This is a genomic window from Streptomyces sp. NPDC048623 (assembly GCF_040650755.1).
Lineage (GTDB): Bacteria > Actinomycetota > Actinomycetes > Streptomycetales > Streptomycetaceae > Streptomyces.
This window is the reverse complement of record NZ_JBEZHV010000014.1, coordinates 191616-209125: the sequence shown is the minus strand read 5'-3', so window position 1 is coordinate 209125 and position 17510 is coordinate 191616. Positions and strand designations below refer to the sequence as shown.

The window sequence follows — 17510 nt, the reverse complement described above, 5'->3', positions numbered from 1 at the left end:
GGGAGCCGCACGGCTCCCGCCCCCTCGGGCGTTCCAGGCGACAGATCGCGCGTCAGCTCTCCTGCTCGCGCTCCACCTGCTCGTTCCACTCGCGCTTGATCGCGCGCCAGGCCTCGTCCGTCTTGCCGAGGCGCCAGTAGCCGGAGATCGACAGGCGTTCGCGCGGGACCGAGCGGTCGAGGCGCAGGTGGCGGCGCAGTTCCTTCACGAAGCCGGCCTCGCCGTGGACGAAGGCGTGCACGTCGCCGGGCGGGAAGTCGAGTCCGCGCACGGCTTCGACGAGCGCCTCGCCCGCCGGGCGGGCGCCGCGGTGCAGCCAGCTGACCTCGACGCCGTCGGCGGTCGCGAACTTCTGCTCCTCCGACGCGTCCGCCACCTCCAGGAACGCGTGCACCCGCGCCCCGGCGGGCAGCCGCTCCAGGGCGACCGCGACGGCCGGCAGTGCGCTCTCGTCGCCGACGAGCAGGTGCCAGTCGGCTGCCTCGTCCGGGGCGTAGCCGCCGCCCGGCCCCAGGAAACGGATGGTGTCGCCGGCCTGCGCCCGCGCCGCCCACGGTCCGGCCAGACCCTCGTCGCCGTGCACCACGAAGTCCACGGTCAGTTCGCGGTGCACCGGGTCCCAGGCCCGCACCGTGTACGTCCGGGTGGTCGGCCACTGCTCGCGCGGGAACTGCGCCCGGATCCGCTCCATGTCGAACGGCTCCGGGTAGCTCACACCCTCCGCCGCGAACAGCAGCTTCACATAGTGGTCGGTGTACGCGCCGATCTCGAAGGCGTCCAGACCGGGGCCGCCGAGCACCAGACGCACCATGTGCGGGGTGATCCGCTCCGTGCGGACCACCCGGGCCTCGTGCGCCCTCGGTGCCTTGCGTGCGGACTGTTCTGCCACGGCGGTCTCCCCGTTTTCCGGCCGAATTGCTTAGCTGTGCCTAAGTTAACACCACTCCCGCAGGGCCCGCCCGGGCCCGCCCGGGCCCTGCCCGGCTCCGCCCCCGGTCCGCCCGTCCTCAGCGCCTTCAGCGCCCTCAGCGCGCGAGTACCGGCAGCAGCCGCCCCACCGCCCCGCCGAGCCCCCAGCGCCGCACCAGGTCCGCCAGCGCCTCCGGGTCCCGGGGCGCCGAGGGCAGCGCCGCCGAGAACTCCGGCAGCGGCACGTCCCGTGCGACCCGTACCACCGCCGGGGCCACGTCCAGATAGTCCGCCGCCTCCACGATCCCCCTGCGCTTGGCCGGGGTCAGCTTGGTCGTCCGGTCGGCCGCCGCGGCCCGGACGCCCGCCAGGTCCCCGTACTCCGTGATCAGCTGCGCCGCCGTCTTGTCGCCGATGCCCTTCACCCCGGGCAGCCCGTCGCTGGTGTCCCCGCGTAGCGCCGCCATGTCCGCGTACTGGTCGGGGCGCACCCCGTACTTCGTACGGATCAGCTCGTCGTCCACCAGGTCGCAGTCGCCGACGCCCTTGCGCGGGTACAGCACCCGCACCCCGCGGGCGTCGTCCACCAGCTGGAACAGGTCCCGGTCGCCCGTGACGATGTCCACCGGGCCCGAGGCCCGCGCGGTCAGCGTGCCGATCACGTCGTCCGCCTCGAAGCCCGCCGCGCCGACCCGGGCGATGCCGAGCGCCGCGAGCACGTCCACGATCACCGGCACCTGCGGCGACAGGGTGTCCGGCACCTCCTCCACGTCCGGTCCCACCGGGGTCTCCTCGGCCACCCGGTGCGCCTTGTACGAGGGGATCAGGTCCACCCGCCACTGCGGGCGCCAGTCGTCGTCCCAGCACGCCACCAGCTCGTCCGGCCGGTGGTCCTGGACGAGCCGGGTGATGAAGTCGAGCAGCCCGCGCACGGCGTTGACCGGAGTCCCGTCCGGCGCCCGGACCGAGTCCGGCACGCCGAAGTACGCGCGGAAGTAGAGGCTGGCGGTGTCGAGGAGCATCAGGCGTCGCGTCACCCCCCGATCATGCCGCACCCCACCGACAGCGCCCGCCTCGCTCGTGACGCCGGTCACCTTCGCGTTTGCACAGCGCCGCCCCGGGCAGGCGCGAGCCCGGAGCGAACCCGTACGGGGTTCAACGATTCGAACCGAACAGGTCCGGATCGCTGAGTTCTCGTACGCGACGGGTCGCGCGGGCAGATCCCGCCACGCTCCACGGCCTGGCCACGGCGGGGGTGGCGGGCCGTTTTCGTTGCTACCCGTGAGGTGTATGTGTCCACGCTCCAGGCCGACCATCTGTACAAGGTGTTCGGCAGACGACCCGACGAAGCCGTCCGCGAACTCGCCGAAGCCGAAGGAGGCGAGGGGAACGCGGCCGACCGCGAGGCGCTGCGCGCCGACGGCACCACGGCGGCCGTGATCGACGCCTCGTTCACGGTCGGATCCGGCCAGATCTTCGTCGTCATGGGTCTGTCGGGGTCCGGCAAGTCCACCCTCCTGCGGATGCTGAACGGCCTGCTCGCCCCCACCGCGGGCCGCGTCCTCTTCGACGGCCGCGACCTCACCGCGCTCTCGCCCCGCGAGCTGCGCGAGGTCCGCTCCCAGAAGATCAGCATGGTCTTCCAGCACTTCGCCCTCTTCCCGCACCGCAGCGTCCTCGAGAACGCCGCCTACGGCCTGGAGGTCCAGGGCGTCCCGCGCGCCGAGCGCGAGAAGCGCGCCGCCGAGGCCCTCGGGCTGTGCGGCCTCGCCGGCTGGGAGAAGTCCTGGCCCGACGAGCTCTCCGGCGGCATGCAGCAGCGCGTCGGCCTCGCCCGCGCGCTCGCCACCGACGCCGACCTGCTCCTCATGGACGAGTCCTTCAGCGCCCTCGACCCGCTGATCCGCCGCGACATGCAGGACCAGCTGCTCGTGCTCCAGCAGAAGCTGAAGAAGACCATCGTCTTCATCACCCACGACCTCAACGAGGCCATGCGCCTCGGCGACCGCATCGCCGTCATGCGCGACGGCCGGATCGTCCAGCTCGGCACCGCCGAGGACATCCTGGTGCGCCCCGCAGACGCCTACGTGACCTCCTTCATCCAGGACGTCGACCGCACCCGCGTGCTCACCGCCGCCGCCGTCATGACCGACGGCACGGTCGCCCCGGACGACTGCCCGCCCGGCTGCGACTGCGCCCCGGTCGCCCCCGAGACCCCGCTCGCCGAGCTGTGCGCCATCTCCGCGCGCACCCTGCACCCGGTGGCCGTCGCCGACGCCACCGGCGCGGTCCTCGGCGTCGTCGCCCAGGACCGCCTCCTCGGCGTCATGGGCGGCCTCGACGCCGACGTACGCCCCACCGCCAGGAGCGGTGCGACCGAGGAGGTGACCGCCCATGCCTAGGCTCCCCCTCGGCCAGTGGGTCGACAGCACCGTCGACTGGCTCCAGGCGCAGCTGTCCTGGCTGTTCGACGCCATCAGCGCCGTCGTCACCGGCCTCTACGACGGCATCGACGCCGTCCTGTCCGCGCCGCAGCCACTGCTCTTCGCCGGCATCCTCGCTGTCGCCGCCTGGTGGCTGCGCGGCCTCACCGCCGGAGTGCTCGCCTTCGCGGGTCTCGCCCTCGTCGACTCCGTCGAGCTGTGGGACGACGCCATGTCGACCCTCTCGCTCGTGCTCGTCGCCACTCTCGTCACCCTGGTGATCGCCGTACCCCTCGGCATCTGGGCGGCCCGCTCCAAGACCGTCAGCGCCGTGCTGCGCCCGGTCCTGGACTTCATGCAGACCATGCCGGCCATGGTCTACCTCATCCCCGGCATCATCTTCTTCGGCGTCGGCGTGGTCCCCGGCATCATCGCCACCATCGTCTTCGCCCTGCCGCCGGGCGTGCGCATGACCGAACTCGGCATCCGCCAGGTCGACGGCGAACTCGTCGAGGCCGCCGAGGCCTTCGGCACCACTCCGCGCAACACCCTGCTGCGGGTCCAGCTGCCGCTCGCGCTGCCCACCATCATGGCCGGCGTCAACCAGGTCATCATGCTCGGCCTCTCCATGGTCGTCATCGCCGGCATGGTCGGCGGCGGCGGACTCGGCGGCGCCGTCTACCGCGCCATCGGCAACGTCGACATCGGCCTCGGCTTCGAGGCCGGCATCTCCATCGTCATCCTCGCCATGTACCTCGACCGGATGACCGGCGCCCTCGGCCGCCAGGTCTCCCCGCTCGGCCGCCGCGCCGCCGCCAAGGCCCGCGCCGTGCGCGCCGCCCGGACCGGCGCGAAGATCTGGGGCCACCGCCCGCAGCCCGTCACCGCCCTCGTCGGCGTGGTGATCCTCGCGCTCGTCGCCGGCGGCATGGGCTTCCTCGGCGGCGGCTCCTCCACCGCCGGCAACGGCAGCGCCTCCGGCTCCGGCCACGGCAAGAAGATCAGCCTCGGCTACATCCCCTGGGACGAGGGCATCGCCTCCACCTTCCTCTGGAAGGAGCTCCTGGAGCGCCGCGGTTACGAGGTCGACGCCAAGCAGCTGGAGGTCGGCGCCCTCTTCACCGGTCTCGCCGGCGGCCAGATCGACTTCCAGACCGACTCCTGGCTGCCCGTCACGCAGGCCCAGTACTGGGCCACGTACAAGAACAAGCTGGAGGACCTCGGCTCCTGGTACGGCCCCACGTCGCTCGAGCTCACCGTCCCCTCGTACATGAAGGACGTGAACAGCCTCGCCGATCTCAAGGGCAAGGCCGGGCGGTTCAAGGGCCGGATCGTCGGCATCGAGCCGAGCGCCGGCATGATGGGCATCCTCAAGGACAAGGTCATGAAGGACTACGGCCTGGCGGGTGAGTACAAGGTCGTCGACGGTTCCACGCCCGGCATGCTCGCCGAACTCAAGCGCGCGTACGACAAGAAGGAGCCCATCGCGGTCACCCTCTGGTCGCCGCACTGGGCCTACTCCAGCTACGACCTCAAGAAGCTGACGGACCCCAAGGGCAGCTGGGGCACCGGCGACGTCGTCCACACCCTGGCCCGCAAGGGCTTCGCCGCCGAGAACCCCGAGGTCGGCGCCTGGCTGAAGCACTTCAAGCTCAGCGAGAAGGAGCTCACCGGCCTGGAGGCCGTCATCCAGGAGACCGGCAAGGGCAAGGAGCAGGAGGCCGTCCGCACCTGGCTCGACAGGAACCCGGGCGTCGAGGAGCGGCTCGCGCCGCGGTAGAGCCCGACCGGATCTCCCGATCCGCGCATTCCGCGAGTGGTCGCGAATGATCCGATTTCGCTCCGAAAAGGGGTGGTCGCCGAGCGTGTTCGGCAACCACCCCTTTTCGCCACGACGCGAAACCCCGCCCCAAAGCTGCGTAAGGTGCAGGTAACCGACCGGTACGAGAACACGCACGACAACACGCACGAGGGACACGAGGGAGGGGTCGGCATGGACGACAAGGAGTCGTTGCGCGTGGGCGCGGCCGTCAAACGGCGCCGCCGCGCACTCCAGCTCACCCTGGCCGTCGTCGCCCGGCGCAGTGGCCTGTCCGTGCCCTTCCTCAGCCAGGTCGAGAACGAGCGGGCCCGCCCCAGCGACCGCTCCCTCCAGCTCGTCGCCGAGGCCCTGGAGACCACCGCCGGCGAACTGCTCGCCGCCGCCGAGGCCGCGCGCACCGTCGACGTCGTCCGCTCCCACGAGGAGCTGTGGGACATGCCCCCGGGCGTACGTCCGCTGGTCCGCGGCCGGCACCAGCTGCAGGCCCTGGAGGTCACCGGCGAGCAGGACGCCGGACGCGAATTCCTGCACCGCAACGACGAGTTGCTGTACGTCGCCGACGGCGCCGCCGAGATCGAGGCCGAGGGGCGCGCGTACCGCCTGGAGCGCGGCGACACCCTCTACCTGTCGGGCGGCGTACGGCACCGGTGGCGGGCCACCGCGCCCGGCACCCGGCTCGTCTTCGTCTCCGTCGCCGACCACGTCGAGGCGACCGAGGAATAGGCGCCGGGCGAGGGAGCGCGGGAGCGCGAGGGTGTGGGAGCGCGAGGGGCGAGGAGGTGAGGACGCGCGTGCGGGTCGTCTCCCTGGTGCCCTCGCTGACCGAGGCCGTCGCCGTCTCCGCGCCGCCCGGCACCCTCGTCGGTGTCACCGACTGGTGCACGCACCCGGCCGGCCTCGGGGACGGCGTGCAGCGGATCGGGGGCACCAAGAACCCGGACACCACGTCCGTCGTACGGCTCCGGCCCGATCTCGTCCTCGCCAACGAGGAGGAGAACCGGGCCCCGGATCTCGACGCCCTGCGCGCCGCCGGGATCGAGGTGCTCGTCACCGAGGTGCGCACCCTGGAGCAGGCCTTCGACGAGCTGGCGCGGGTCCTGGAGGCGTGCGGGGTGGCCGGGCGGCCGGGCTGGCTGGACGCCGCCGAGGCCGCCTGGGAGGGAGTGACCCCCGAGAGCACGTGGGAGGGAGTGACCCCCGAGAGCACGTGGGCCGGGGTCACCGCCGAGAGCACCCGGGCCGGAGCCGGAGGGGCCGCCGGCGGGCCGCTCCGTACCGCCGTCGTGCCGGTCTGGCGGCGGCCCTGGATGGTCCTCGGACGCGACACCTTCGCCGGCGACCTGCTCGCCCGGCTCGGCGTACGGAACCTGTACGCCGGCCACGCCGAGCGCTATCCCAAGGTCCCGCTCGACGAGCTGCGGGCCGCCGCGCCCGAACTCGTCGTGCTCCCCGACGAGCCGTACCGCTTCACCCGCGACGACGGCCCCGAGGCCTTCCCCGGGGTCCCCGCCGCGCTCGTCGACGGACGGCACCTCACCTGGTACGGGCCGTCACTGGCCGAGGCGCCCCGGGTGCTGCGAGCAGCGCTCCGCTCAGCAGCCCCCGCGCGGTCCTGACCGCCGCGAACAGCCACGCCGCGACCAGGAGTACGTAGAGCCCGATCGCCAGCCACCGGAACACCGCGAGCCCGGTGTGCTGGGCCAGCCCCTCCGCGCCGGTCACACAGGTGCCGACCGGGAACGTGAACGCCCAGAAGGTCATCGCGAAGCCCATGCCCTGCCGGCGGGCCCGCAGCACGAGCGCCCCGGCGAGGGCCAGCCACAGCAGCGCGAAACCCATCACCGGTACGCCGTAGAGCACCGCGAAGGCCGAGAAGCCGGAGGCGTACGGGGCGGGCAGCACGCCCGGTGCGGCGTCGGCGAACTTGTTCGCGGCCGTCGTCGACTGGCCCAGTGGCCCGAGGACCAGGAACAGCGTCGGGGTCAGCGCGAGAGGCAGCGGGGCGCCGGTCACCAGGCGCCCGAACACCAGCGGCAGCATGACGAGCGTCGCGAGCAGGCTGACGCCGAACATCGCGTGACAGGCCAGCAGGAGGGTCGTCCGGGCCTGGCCCTCCGGCAGGTGCGGCAGGAGCAGCGGGCCGAGCGCCGCCGACACCATCGGGGCGACCACCGGCAGCAGCCACACCGGCGACGCCGCGTCGATCCGGTGCCGGGCCACCATCAGATACGGCACCGCCACCGCGGCCGCCAGACCCACCGCCGTACCCGCCGTGAACAGCACCGCGTCGATCGTGACGGCGGCGGACACCCCGATCCAGTCCCGGCCCACCACCAGCGCGCCGCCGCCCACCGCGAGCAGTGCCATCGACAGACACCCGTAGAACGGCGCCATCGCCGGGTCCAGGAGATGGGCCTTCGCCTGGTCGCGGTGGTGGGTCCAGTGCAGCGTCCGGGCGGTGAGCAGCGTCAGCAACATCGCGAGGGAGAACGACCAGATCAGCGCGCAGGCCGTGCGCAGGCCCGGGACGCCGACGGGGAGCGAGGCGCCGGCCGTCGCGACGATGGCCGTGCCCATCACCGAGGCGTACCAGTTGGGGCCGAGGTGACGGACCGCGGTCCAGCGGGGGCGGGGGGTGGTGAGGCCGGGGGCCGGATGCGCGGGTGCGAGGGTTGCCATGGACCCAATTTCCTGCGCGATCACAGCCCCCACCAGGGACATTGTCGCTATGAGGTCATAAGCTGACGTTATGAGCAGCCCGCCGCCGGCGTCGAGCGACGTCCCTCCCGCCCTTCTGTCCCACCGGGTCCCCGACCTCGGCGCGCTCGAACTCCTCCTCGCCGTCGCCCGGCACGGCAGCCTCGGCCGCGCCGCGCGCGACGTCGGCATCACCCAGCCCGCCGCGAGCAGCCGGATCCGCTCCATGGAGCGGATGCTGGGCGTCGCCCTGGTGGACCGTTCGCCGCGCGGCTCACGGCTCACCGACGCCGGGGCGCTCGTCACCGACTGGGCGCGGCGCATCGTCGAGTCCGCGGAGGCCTTCGACGCGGGCGTCCAGGCGTTGCGCGGGCGGCGCGACTCGCGGCTCCGGGTCGCCGCGTCCATGACCATCGCCGAGTATCTGCTGCCCGGCTGGCTCATCGCGCTGCGCGCGCAGCGGCCCGACACGGCGGTCTCGCTCCAGGCCGGGAACTCCGCGGCCGTCGCGGAGCGGCTGCTGGGAGGGGACGCGGATCTCGGCTTCGTGGAAGGGCTCGCCGTCCCGGAGGGCCTGGAGGGCACGGTCGTCGCCCACGACCGGCTCGCCGTCGTGGCCGCGCCGTCGCACGCCTGGGCGCGGCGGCGCAAGGACCTGGACCCGGCGGAGCTGGCGGCGACGCCGCTGGTGCTGCGGGAACGGGGGTCGGGCACGCGGCAGGTCCTCGACGCGGCGCTGGCGGAGTACGGCGGCCTCGCGGAGCCGCTCCTCGAACTGGCCTCCACGACGGCGGTGAAGGCGGCGGCGGTGAGCGGTGCGGGGCCGGCGGTCCTGAGCGAACTGGCGGTCGCGGAGGAACTGGGGTCGCACCGCCTGGTGGTGGTACCGGTGGCGGGGGTGCTGCTGCGGAGGGACCTGCGTGCGGTCTGGCCGACGGGCCACCGCCCGACGGGCCCGGCGCGGGACCTGCTGTCGCTGACGCGGTGAGGGGGCGCGGCGCGCGCCCTGGGGTGCCGCCTCAGCCACCGCCGTGTGGGCGATCGTCCCGCTGGGGCGTGCCGCACCTGTGCCCGGACCCGCATCACCTGGGCGGTGCGCCGGTGGGGGTGGGGCGCGGGGACCGCTCCGGAGGGCGCATTCGGGACTGCATGATGTACGGCGCGGCCGGCTGCAAAGTGTCCTGAACGCCCCGCGCCCCGCGCCACACATCACGCTTTACGTCCCGAACGCGCCCTCCTGCACGGACCCCGCACCCCAGGTTGACGGTCGCCCGCGGCCGGGTGGTCACCTACGGCCCGCAGCGCCGTCAGATCCGCGCGCCGCGCCGCTCCTTCGCCGCCGTCACCAGGGCCCGCATCACCCGGAGGTCCTCGCCCATCTCCGGGTGCCACTGGACGCCGAGCGCCCAGTCGGGGGAGGGGAGTTCGATCGCCTCGATCGTGCCGTCGTCGGCGTGTGCCGAGACGAGCAGGTTCTTGCCGAGGACGTCGACGCACTGGTGGTGGTACGTGGGGACCTCGGCGCGCTCCGGGACCACGGCCGCGTAGCGGGTGCCGGGGACGGGGCTCACCGGGTGGCGGCCCATCACGCCGACCGCCTCCGTGTGCCCGTCCAGGTGCTGCACGAGGGTGCCGCCGAGGGCCACGTTGAGGAGCTGGAGGCCCCGGCAGATGCCGAGCAGCGGGACCCCGGCGGTCAGGGCCGCCTCGATCAGGGCCAGCTCCCAGGCGTCCCGGGCCGGGGCCGGCGGGCCGGTACGGGGGTCGGGCACGGCCCCGTACCGTACCGGCTCGACGTCCGCGCCGCCCGCGACCACCAGGCCGTCGAGCCGGGCCACGGCCTCCGCCGCGGCGGACGGCTCGTCCGGCGGCAGCATCACCGCGAGCCCGCCGCTCGCCTGCACCAGGCGCGGATAGGCGGCCGGGAGCAGCGCCGCGGGCAGCTCCCACACGCCCCACCGGGCCTGGTCGAGATAGGTCGTCACACCGATGAGCGGCTTGGGCACGGACGTTCCTCCGGGTGCTGGGTGAGGGAGCGGGGGTCAGCGTTCGAGTTCCGCCTCGGCCGCGGCGAGTGCCGCGAACTCCTCCTCGGGCGCCTTCGCCACCAGATGATGCCGACTGTAGAACGCGAAGTAGGCGAGGGCGATCACGTACACGGCCAGGGCGATGAGCGCCGCGTCCTTGTCCACCAGGAAGGTCGCCACCAGGGCGGAGAGGGCCAGGACGAAGGCGACCGACGAGGTGAGCACACCGCCGGGCGTGCGGTACGGGCGGGCCAGGCCCGGCTCGCGGCGGCGCAGCACGATGTGGGACAGCGCCATCAGGGCGTACGAGATGGTGGCGCCGAAGACCGCGATGTTCAGCATCCGGGCCCCGTTGCCGGTGCCCGCGGCGAGCGCGAAGCCGATCGCGCCCGGGATCAGCAGGCCCAGGTACGGCGACTTGCGGCGGCTGGTGAGGGACAGGAAGCGGGGCAGATAGCCGGCCCGGGACAGCGCGAACAGCTGGCGCGAGCCCGCGTAGATGAGGGAGAAGAAGGAGGCGACCAGACCGGCCAGGCCCGCGTAGTTCACGAAGCGGCTGAGCGCCGTCGGCTCCCCGTCGCCCTGGAGTGCCACCACCAGCGGGTTCCCGGCCTCCTGCACGGCCGCCGCGCCGCGCGCCCCGGTCGCCGCGAAGAAGGTGATCACGGCGAGGAGGACGAGGATGCCCATGGAGAGCGCGAGCGCCCGCGGCATCGAGCGCACCGGGTCCTTGGCCTCCTCCGCGGCCAGCGGCACGCCCTCGACGCCCAGGAAGAACCACATGCCGAAGGGGAACGCGGCCCAGATGCCGAGCAGCCCGAACGGCAGCCAGGAGTTCGAGCCGGTCGCGGCCGGGTCGACGGGGATGTCGTCGAGCCCGGAGACATGGAAGTCGCTCAGCGCGCCGAGCGCGAAGACGAGCAGCGCGGCCACGGCGACGGCCGTGACGATCAGGCTGAAGCGCAGCGCCTCGCCCACACCCCACAGGTGGATGCCGATGAAGAGCGCGAAGCAGACCAGATAGACCGGCCAGCCCGACTCCAGGCCGAAGAGCCCGAGGGACTCCACGTAGTCGCCGATGAAGATCGAGATCGCGGCGGGCGCGAGCACGTACTCGATGAGGATCGCGGTGCCGGTGAGGAAGCCGCCCCAGGTGCCGAGCGCGCGCCGGGCGAAGCCGTAACCGCCGCCCGCGGTGGGCAGGATCGCGGACAGCTCGGCGAGCGAGAAGACCAGACAGGCGTACATCGCGCCCATCAGGACCGTCGCGACGGCGAGCCCGCCGAATCCGCCCTTGGAGAGGCCGATGTTCCAGCCGGAGTAGTCGCCGGAGACGACGTACGCGACGCCGAGCCCGGTCAGGAGCAGCCAGCCCGCGCTGCCGCGGCGCAGGGTGCGCCGCTCCAGATAGTCGTCCTCGGCTTGAGTGGTGCTCCCGGTGGTGTCTTCCAGCGTCATGGCAGCGTCAGCTCCCCGCAACGAGCCCAATGGATTGGTGCCATACCTTTGCGGCCGCCAGGCGGAGAGCGCAAGTCCCGTGCGTTACTTTCGGGTTACGCGTACGGGGCACCGCCGCTCACGTCAGGAAGCCGCGAAGCAGTGCCGCCGTGCCCGCGCAGTGCTCCCGCATCACCTCGCGCGCCGCGTCCGCGTCACCCTCCAGGACCGCCTCCACCAGCGCCTCGTGCTGGTGCTGCGAGTGCTCCAGATTGCGTACGAGCAGGGGGATGCAGTCGAGCAGGTCGTTGACAGTCGCGCGGACCGCCGCGTACTGCGCGGTGAGGGTCGGCGAACCGGACAGCTCCGCGAGCGTGAGGTGGAGCAGGGTGTCCTGCCGCCGGTAGTCCCCGAGCGGCGCGTCATGGGTCGCCGCGAGCGCCGCCCGCAGCCGCTCCGCGCCCTCGGCGGTCAGGCCGTGCGCCGCGCACAGACCGGCCGCACCGGTCTCCAGGACCTCGCGGAAGCGCAGCGTGTCCTCCACGTCGACGGCCGCGATCCGGCGCCGCAGCTCCGCCTCGTCGGCGGTCTGCGGGCGCCGGAGCACGAACGTCCCGCCGTACCGCCCGCGCCGGCTCTCCACCAGGCCCTGCTCCTGGAGCACCTTCAGGACCTCGCGCAGCGTGACCCGGCTGATCCCCATCCGGTCGGCCAGCTCCCGCTCGGCCGGAAGCCGCTCCCCGCCCGGCACCAGGCCGAGCCGCACGACCTGCAGGATCTGCTCCAGGGCCTCCTCGAACCCGTTGCCCGCGCGCACCGGCCGCAGCACGGGCGTCAGCCGGTCCGCCGATTCACTCGTACTGGCCACCTCGCCGTTTCCCCTTCCCAAGCAATGGTTCCTAGCAATACCTTATGGCTCCCGGCAGGCCGAAGGAGGAGTAATCCCGTGGCAGACCGCACACCCCCGCTCAGCGTCGACGAGCTCCGCTCGCTCGTCGCGAGCGGCGAGATCGACACCGTCGTCCTGGCCTTCCCCGACATGCAGGGCCGGCTCCAGGGCAAGCGGTTCGCCGCACCGTTCTTCCTCGACGAGGTGCTCGACCACGGCACCGAGGGCTGCAACTATCTTCTGGCCGTCGACACCGAGATGAACACCGTCGACGGCTACGAGATGTCCTCCTGGGACCGCGGCTACGGCGACTTCGCCATGCGCCCCGACCTCACCACCCTGCGCCGCCTCCCCTGGAACGAGGCCACCGCCATGGTGACGGCCGACCTCGCCTGGGAGGACGGCACCCCCGTCGTCGCCGCCCCGCGCCAGATCCTGCGCCGCCAGCTCGACCGGCTCGCCGCCCACGGCTACACCGCCCACGTCGGCACGGAACTCGAGTTCATCGTCTTCAGGGACACCTACGAGCAGGCCTGGGACGCGAACTACCGCGGCCTCACCCCCGCCAACCAGTACAACATCGACTACTCCGTCCTCGGCACCGGCCGGATCGAGCCGCTGCTGCGCCGCATCCGCAACGAGATGGCCGGCGCCGGCCTCACCGTCGAGTCCGCCAAGGGCGAGTGCAACCCCGGCCAGCACGAGATCGCCTTCAAGTACGCCGAGGCCCTGGTCACCTGCGACCAGCACGCCGTCTACAAGACCGGCGCCAAGGAGATCGCCGCCCAGGAGGGCTGCTCGCTCACCTTCATGGCCAAGTACAACGAGCGCGAGGGCAACTCCTGCCACATTCACCTGTCGTTGCAGGACGCCGACGGTGTCAATGTGATGGCGGGGGAGGGGCTCAACGGGATGTCCGAGGTCATGCGGCACTTCCTCGCCGGACAGCTCGCCGCGCTCCGGGACTTCTCGCTCCTCTACGCGCCGAACATCAACTCGTACAAGCGCTTCCAGCCCGGCTCCTTCGCCCCCACCGCCGTCGCCTGGGGCCGCGACAACCGCACCTGCGCCCTGCGCACCGTCGGCCACGGGCGCTCCACCCGCTTCGAGAACCGGCTGCCGGGCGGCGACGTGAACCCGTATCTGGCCGTCGCCGGACTCGTCGCCGCCGGCCTGTACGGCATCGAGCAGCGCCTCGAACTCCCGCCCGCCTGCACCGGCAACGCCTACGCCGCCGACTACGCGCACGTCCCCACCACCCTGCGCGAGGCCGCCGAGCTCTGGGAGAACAGCGAGATCGCCAAGGCCGCGTTCGGCGCCGAGGTCGTCGCCCACTACCGCAACATGGCGCGCGTCGAACTCGACGCGTACGACGCCGCCGTCACCGACTGGGAACTGCGCCGCTCCTTCGAACGCATGTGAGGAAGACTTGCCGCACGAACTGCACGAACTGCATGAACTGCACGTCCTGAACCCGGCGACCGAGGAGCTCGTCGCCACCGTCCCCGCCGCCACCCCGGCCGACGTCGACGCCGCCGTCGTACGGGCCACGGCCGCCCAGCAGTCCTGGGCGACCGTCGCACCCGCCGACCGGGCCCGGATCCTGCGCCGCTTCGCCGCCGTCGTCGACGCCCACGTCGAGGAACTCGCCCTCCTGGAGGTCCGCGAGGCCGGCCACACCCTCGGCAACGCGCGCTGGGAGGCCGGCAACGTCCGCGACCTGCTCGACTACGCGGCCGGCGGAGTCGAGCGCCTCAACGGACGGCAGATCCCGGTCCCCGGCGGCCTCGACATCACCATCCTCGAACCGCTCGGCGTGGTCGGCGTCATCGCGCCCTGGAACTTCCCCATGCCGATCGCCGCCTGGGCCACCGCCCCCGCCCTCGCCGCCGGCAACGCCGTACTCCTCAAGCCCGCCGAGACCACCCCGCTGACCGCCCTGCGGCTCGCCGAGCTCGCCCTGGAGGCCGGACTGCCGGAAGGCCTCTTCCAGGTGCTGCCCGGCGAGGGGCCGGTCGCCGGCACCGCGCTCGTCGAGCACCCCGGCGTCGCCAAGATCGTCTTCACCGGCTCGACCCGGACCGGCAAGGGGATCATGGCCAGGGCCGCGGACCAGGTGAAGCGGGTGACCCTCGAACTCGGCGGCAAGAGCCCCAACATCGTCTTCGCCGACGCCGACCTGGAGGCCGCGGCGGCGGCCGCCCCGATGTCCTTCCTCGACAACAGCGGCCAGGACTGCTGCGCCCGCACCCGCATCCTCGTCCAGCGCAGCGTGTACGAGCGCTTCCTGGAGCTCCTCACCCCCGCCGTCCAGGAGATCGTCGTCGGCGACCCCCTGGACGAGCGCACCCAGATGGGCCCGCTCATCTCCCGCGTGCAGCTGGAGCGGGTCCGCTCGTACGTGCCCGACACCCTGCCCGGCATCCGCGGCAAGGCCCCCGAGGGCCCCGGCTTCTGGTTCCCGCCCACCGTCCTCACCGGCCTCGCCGAGGACGCGCCCTGCGCCGTCGAGGAGGTCTTCGGACCCGTCGCCGTCGTCCTGCCCTTCGAGGACGAGGCCGACGCGATCCGGCTCGCCAACGCCACCCCGTACGGCCTGTCCGGCTCGATCTGGACCCGCGACATCGGCCGCGCGCTGCGCGCCTCGCGCGCCGTCCGGGCCGGCAACCTCTCCGTCAACTCCCACTCCAGCGTCCGCTACTGGACCCCCTTCGGCGGCTACGGCCAGTCCGGCCTCGGCCGCGAACTGGGCCCCGACGCCCTGACCGCCTTCACCGAAACCAAGAACGTCTTCATCAGCACGGAGGCCTGACCCGTATGTCCACTGAACAGATCATCTGCCGCCGGCTCGTCGGCCGCACCGCCGTCATCACCGGCGCCGGCAGCGGCATCGGCCTCGCCACCGCCCGCCGGCTCGCCTCCGAGGGCGCGAACGTGGTCTGCGGCGACATCGACGAGCGGGCCGGCAAGGCCGCCGCCGAGGAGGTCGGCGGCACCTTCGTGAGGGTCGACGTCACCGACCCGGAGGAGGTCGAGAACCTCTTCAAGGTCGCCTTCGACACCTACGGCTCCGTCGACGTCGCCTTCAACAATGCAGGCATCTCGCCGCCCGACGACGACTCCATCCTGGAGACCGGCCTCGACGCCTGGAAGCGCGTCCAGGACGTCAACCTCACCTCGGTCTACCTGTGCTGCAAGGCCGCCCTGCCGTACATGCGCCGCCAGGGCAAGGGCTCCATCATCAACACCGCGTCCTTCGTCGCCGTCATGGGCGCGGCCACCAGCCAGATCTCGTACACCGCCTCCAAGGGCGGCGTGCTCGCCATGTCCCGCGAGCTGGGCGTCCAGTTCGCCCGCGAGGGCATCCGGGTCAACGCGCTCTGCCCGGGGCCGGTCAACACCCCGCTGCTCCAGGAGCTGTTCGCCAAGGACCCCGAGCGGGCCGCGCGCCGCCTGGTGCACATCCCGGTCGGCCGCTTCGCAGAGGCCGAGGAGATCGCCGCCGCGGTCGCCTTCCTCGCCAGCGACGACTCCTCGTTCGTCAACGCCACCGACTTCCTCGTCGACGGCGGCATCTCCGGCGCGTATGTGACCCCGCTGTAGGCCGTACGGCACGCCGACACACGGACGGCCGGGTGCCGCGGGGCGCCCGGCCGTCCGTCGTCCATGGCGAGAGGGTCCTTGGCTAGAGGAAGGTCCGGCCCTCGCCGCGGTATGTCGGCACGGCGGCCGTCACCCGGTCGCCCTCCACCAGATGCAGCGTGTCGAAGCGCTCGCACAGCTCGCCGGCCTTCGCGTGCCGGAACCACACCTTGTCGCCGATCCGCAGATCGTCGGCGGGCGAGCCAAGCAGTGGCGTCTGGACCTCGCCCGGGCCCTCCTGCGGGTCGTAGCGCAGCCCCTCCGGGAGATACGGGACGGGGAGCCGGTCCGGGCCCGCGGCGCCCGAGGCGGGATAGCCGCCGCCGAGCACCGTCACCACCCCCACGCCCGGGCGGCGCACCACCGGCTGGGCGAACAGCGCCGCCGGACGGCCGGTGAACGACGTGTAGTTGTCGAAGAGACGCGGCACATAGAGCCCCGAGCCCGCCGCGATCTCCGTCACCGCGTCCTCGGCCGCCGTGTGCTGCACACTGCCGGTGCCGCCGCCGTTGACGAACTCCAGGTCCGGCGCCACCGCGCGCACCGCCCGCACCACCGCGGCCCGGCGCGCCGCCAGCTCCTTGCGGGCCGCCGACTGCATCAGCCGGATCGCCCGCGAGCGCAGCGGACGGCCCGCGACCGCGTCGCCGACGCCGGCCACGTGCCCCTCGTACGCCATGATCCCCACGAGCCGGAAGCCGGGCCGCCGGGCGACCGAGCGGGCGAGCTCGGCCAGCTGGTCCGGCTCGCGCAGCGGCGAGCGCCGGGCGCCGACCCGGATCCGGCCGCCGAGCAGCTGCAGCGAGGTGTCCAGCTCCAGACAGACCCGCACCTCCTCCGCGCCGCCCGCCCGCGAGGCCTCGATCAGGTCGAGCTGGGCCACGTCGTCCACCATCACGGTCACGGCGGCGGCGAGCTTCGGGTCGCCCGCGAGCTCCGCGAACCCGGACCGGTCCGCCGAGGGGTAGGCGAGCAGCACGTCGTCGAACCCGGCGCGCGCCAGCCACAGCGACTCCGCCAGCGTGAAGGACATCACCCCGGCGAACCCGTCCCGGGCGAGCACCCGCTCCAGGAGCGTGCGGCACCGCACCGACTTGCTCGCGACCCGGACCGGCTTCCCGCCGGCCCGGCGGATCAGGTCGTCGGCATTGGCGTCGAAGGCCTCCAGATCGACAATGGCGACGGGCGCGTCGAGGTGGGCGGTGGCCCGGTCGTACCGGGCACGGTCGGCGGCACGGGGAGTCATGGCCCGAGCTTGCCAGACAGGTTTACGCGTGGGTAGCCCCTGCGTTCCCGCACCACGCGGAACAGCCCGTAGAGTGGCGCCCATTGCTTTCGCGGAACGACCAGGGGGGACGGGGATGAGCACCGAGCCGCAGCGCCCCGCGTCCCGGATCACCGAAGCCCTCCTCCCCCCGGAGCCGGTGGTCCCGGCGGCCCCCGCCCCCACCGCCACCGCGCCCGGGGCGGGACCGGCTGTCCGGCCCCCCGCCACGGCGCCCGCGCCGAGGCCCGAGCGGAGACCGGAGGCGGGGCCCACCGCCGGGCCCGCCCTGCCCCCCTCCACCCGCAGCGCCACCGCGCCCGAGGCGAGGCCGGGTGCCCGGCCTCCCGCCGCGGGGCCCACCCCCAGGACCGAGCCGAGGCCCGAGGCAGGGCCTGCC

15 protein-coding genes are annotated in these 17510 nt (G+C 73.2%); 8 read left to right on the top strand and 7 right to left on the bottom strand.

The genetic code is table 11. The features are described from left to right. Window positions 1–52: 52 nt before the first annotated feature. The gene (locus AB0C73_RS21750; RefSeq protein WP_362532486.1) at window positions 53–889 is read right to left on the bottom strand and encodes a siderophore-interacting protein; all 837 of its coding nucleotides are present in this window, start codon (window positions 887–889) and stop codon (window positions 53–55) included. Between the two features lie 136 nt (window positions 890–1025). Beyond that, complete coding sequence (locus tag AB0C73_RS21745) at window positions 1026–1931, bottom strand: 5'-3' exonuclease (protein ID WP_362532502.1); 906 nt, start codon at window positions 1929–1931, stop codon at window positions 1026–1028. 270 nt (window positions 1932–2201) lie between these two features. Here AB0C73_RS21745 and AB0C73_RS21740 point away from each other — a divergent pair, with 270 nt between their 5' ends. The 4 genes from AB0C73_RS21740 to AB0C73_RS21725 all read left to right on the top strand — a co-directional run bounded on the left by AB0C73_RS21740 (window position 2202) and on the right by AB0C73_RS21725 (window position 6770). After that, a complete protein-coding gene (locus AB0C73_RS21740; protein ID WP_362532483.1) occupies window positions 2202–3311 on the top strand; it encodes a glycine betaine/L-proline ABC transporter ATP-binding protein in 1110 nt (369 codons plus the stop codon). Continuing rightward, window positions 3304–5112: an ABC transporter permease/substrate binding protein gene (locus AB0C73_RS21735; protein WP_362532480.1), complete on the top strand. Its 1809-nt coding sequence runs from the start codon at window positions 3304–3306 to the stop codon at window positions 5110–5112. Before AB0C73_RS21740 ends, AB0C73_RS21735 begins: the two co-directional genes overlap by 8 nt. A gap of 213 nt (window positions 5113–5325) precedes the next feature. Further along, complete coding sequence (locus tag AB0C73_RS21730; protein WP_362532477.1) at window positions 5326–5877, top strand: XRE family transcriptional regulator; 552 nt, start codon at window positions 5326–5328, stop codon at window positions 5875–5877. Between the two features lie 56 nt (window positions 5878–5933). Next, the gene (locus tag AB0C73_RS21725; RefSeq protein ID WP_362532475.1) at window positions 5934–6770 is read left to right on the top strand and encodes a helical backbone metal receptor; all 837 of its coding nucleotides are present in this window, start codon (window positions 5934–5936) and stop codon (window positions 6768–6770) included. Here AB0C73_RS21725 and AB0C73_RS21720 read toward each other — a convergent pair. After that, complete coding sequence (locus AB0C73_RS21720; RefSeq protein ID WP_362532472.1) at window positions 6688–7833, bottom strand: TDT family transporter; 1146 nt, start codon at window positions 7831–7833, stop codon at window positions 6688–6690. The genes AB0C73_RS21725 and AB0C73_RS21720 overlap by 83 nt on opposite strands. Window positions 7834–7903: 70 nt before the next feature. On the opposite strand from AB0C73_RS21720, the gene AB0C73_RS21715 reads away from it, so the two are divergent. Continuing rightward, window positions 7904–8839, top strand: coding sequence for a LysR family transcriptional regulator (locus AB0C73_RS21715; RefSeq protein ID WP_362532470.1), 936 nt, complete (start codon window positions 7904–7906; stop codon window positions 8837–8839). Window positions 8840–9158: 319 nt separating this feature from the next. Here the strand turns inward: AB0C73_RS21715 and AB0C73_RS21710 are convergent, their stop codons facing one another. The 3 genes from AB0C73_RS21710 to AB0C73_RS21700 form a co-directional block, all read right to left on the bottom strand. Further along, window positions 9159–9857, bottom strand: a complete 699-nt coding sequence (locus AB0C73_RS21710) for a gamma-glutamyl-gamma-aminobutyrate hydrolase family protein (protein WP_362532468.1) — start codon at window positions 9855–9857, stop codon at window positions 9159–9161. Window positions 9858–9893: 36 nt separating this feature from the next. Next, window positions 9894–11336, bottom strand: coding sequence for an ethanolamine permease (gene eat, locus AB0C73_RS21705; RefSeq protein WP_362532466.1), 1443 nt, complete (start codon window positions 11334–11336; stop codon window positions 9894–9896). A gap of 118 nt (window positions 11337–11454) precedes the next feature. Beyond that, the gene (locus tag AB0C73_RS21700) at window positions 11455–12183 is read right to left on the bottom strand and encodes an FCD domain-containing protein (protein WP_362532464.1); all 729 of its coding nucleotides are present in this window, start codon (window positions 12181–12183) and stop codon (window positions 11455–11457) included. Window positions 12184–12261: 78 nt separating this feature from the next. Between AB0C73_RS21700 and AB0C73_RS21695 the strand changes: the two genes are divergently transcribed. The 3 genes from AB0C73_RS21695 to AB0C73_RS21685 are packed head-to-tail and all read left to right on the top strand — an operon-like array spanning window position 12262 to window position 15807. Continuing rightward, window positions 12262–13626 (top strand): glutamine synthetase family protein, encoded by a 1365-nt coding sequence (locus AB0C73_RS21695; protein ID WP_362532462.1) that lies wholly within the window; start codon window positions 12262–12264, stop codon window positions 13624–13626. Between the two features lie 7 nt (window positions 13627–13633). Further along, window positions 13634–15016 (top strand): aldehyde dehydrogenase family protein, encoded by a 1383-nt coding sequence (locus AB0C73_RS21690; RefSeq protein WP_362532460.1) that lies wholly within the window; start codon window positions 13634–13636, stop codon window positions 15014–15016. Between the two features lie 5 nt (window positions 15017–15021). Then, window positions 15022–15807 carry a 3-oxoacyl-ACP reductase gene (locus AB0C73_RS21685; protein WP_362532458.1) on the top strand — a complete coding sequence of 262 codons (786 nt, stop codon included), beginning with the start codon at window positions 15022–15024 and terminating at the stop codon, window positions 15805–15807. A gap of 82 nt (window positions 15808–15889) precedes the next feature. Here the strand turns inward: AB0C73_RS21685 and AB0C73_RS21680 are convergent, their stop codons facing one another. Then, window positions 15890–17092 (bottom strand): amino acid deaminase/aldolase, encoded by a 1203-nt coding sequence (locus AB0C73_RS21680; RefSeq protein ID WP_362532456.1) that lies wholly within the window; start codon window positions 17090–17092, stop codon window positions 15890–15892. Window positions 17093–17510: the final 418 nt, after the last annotated feature.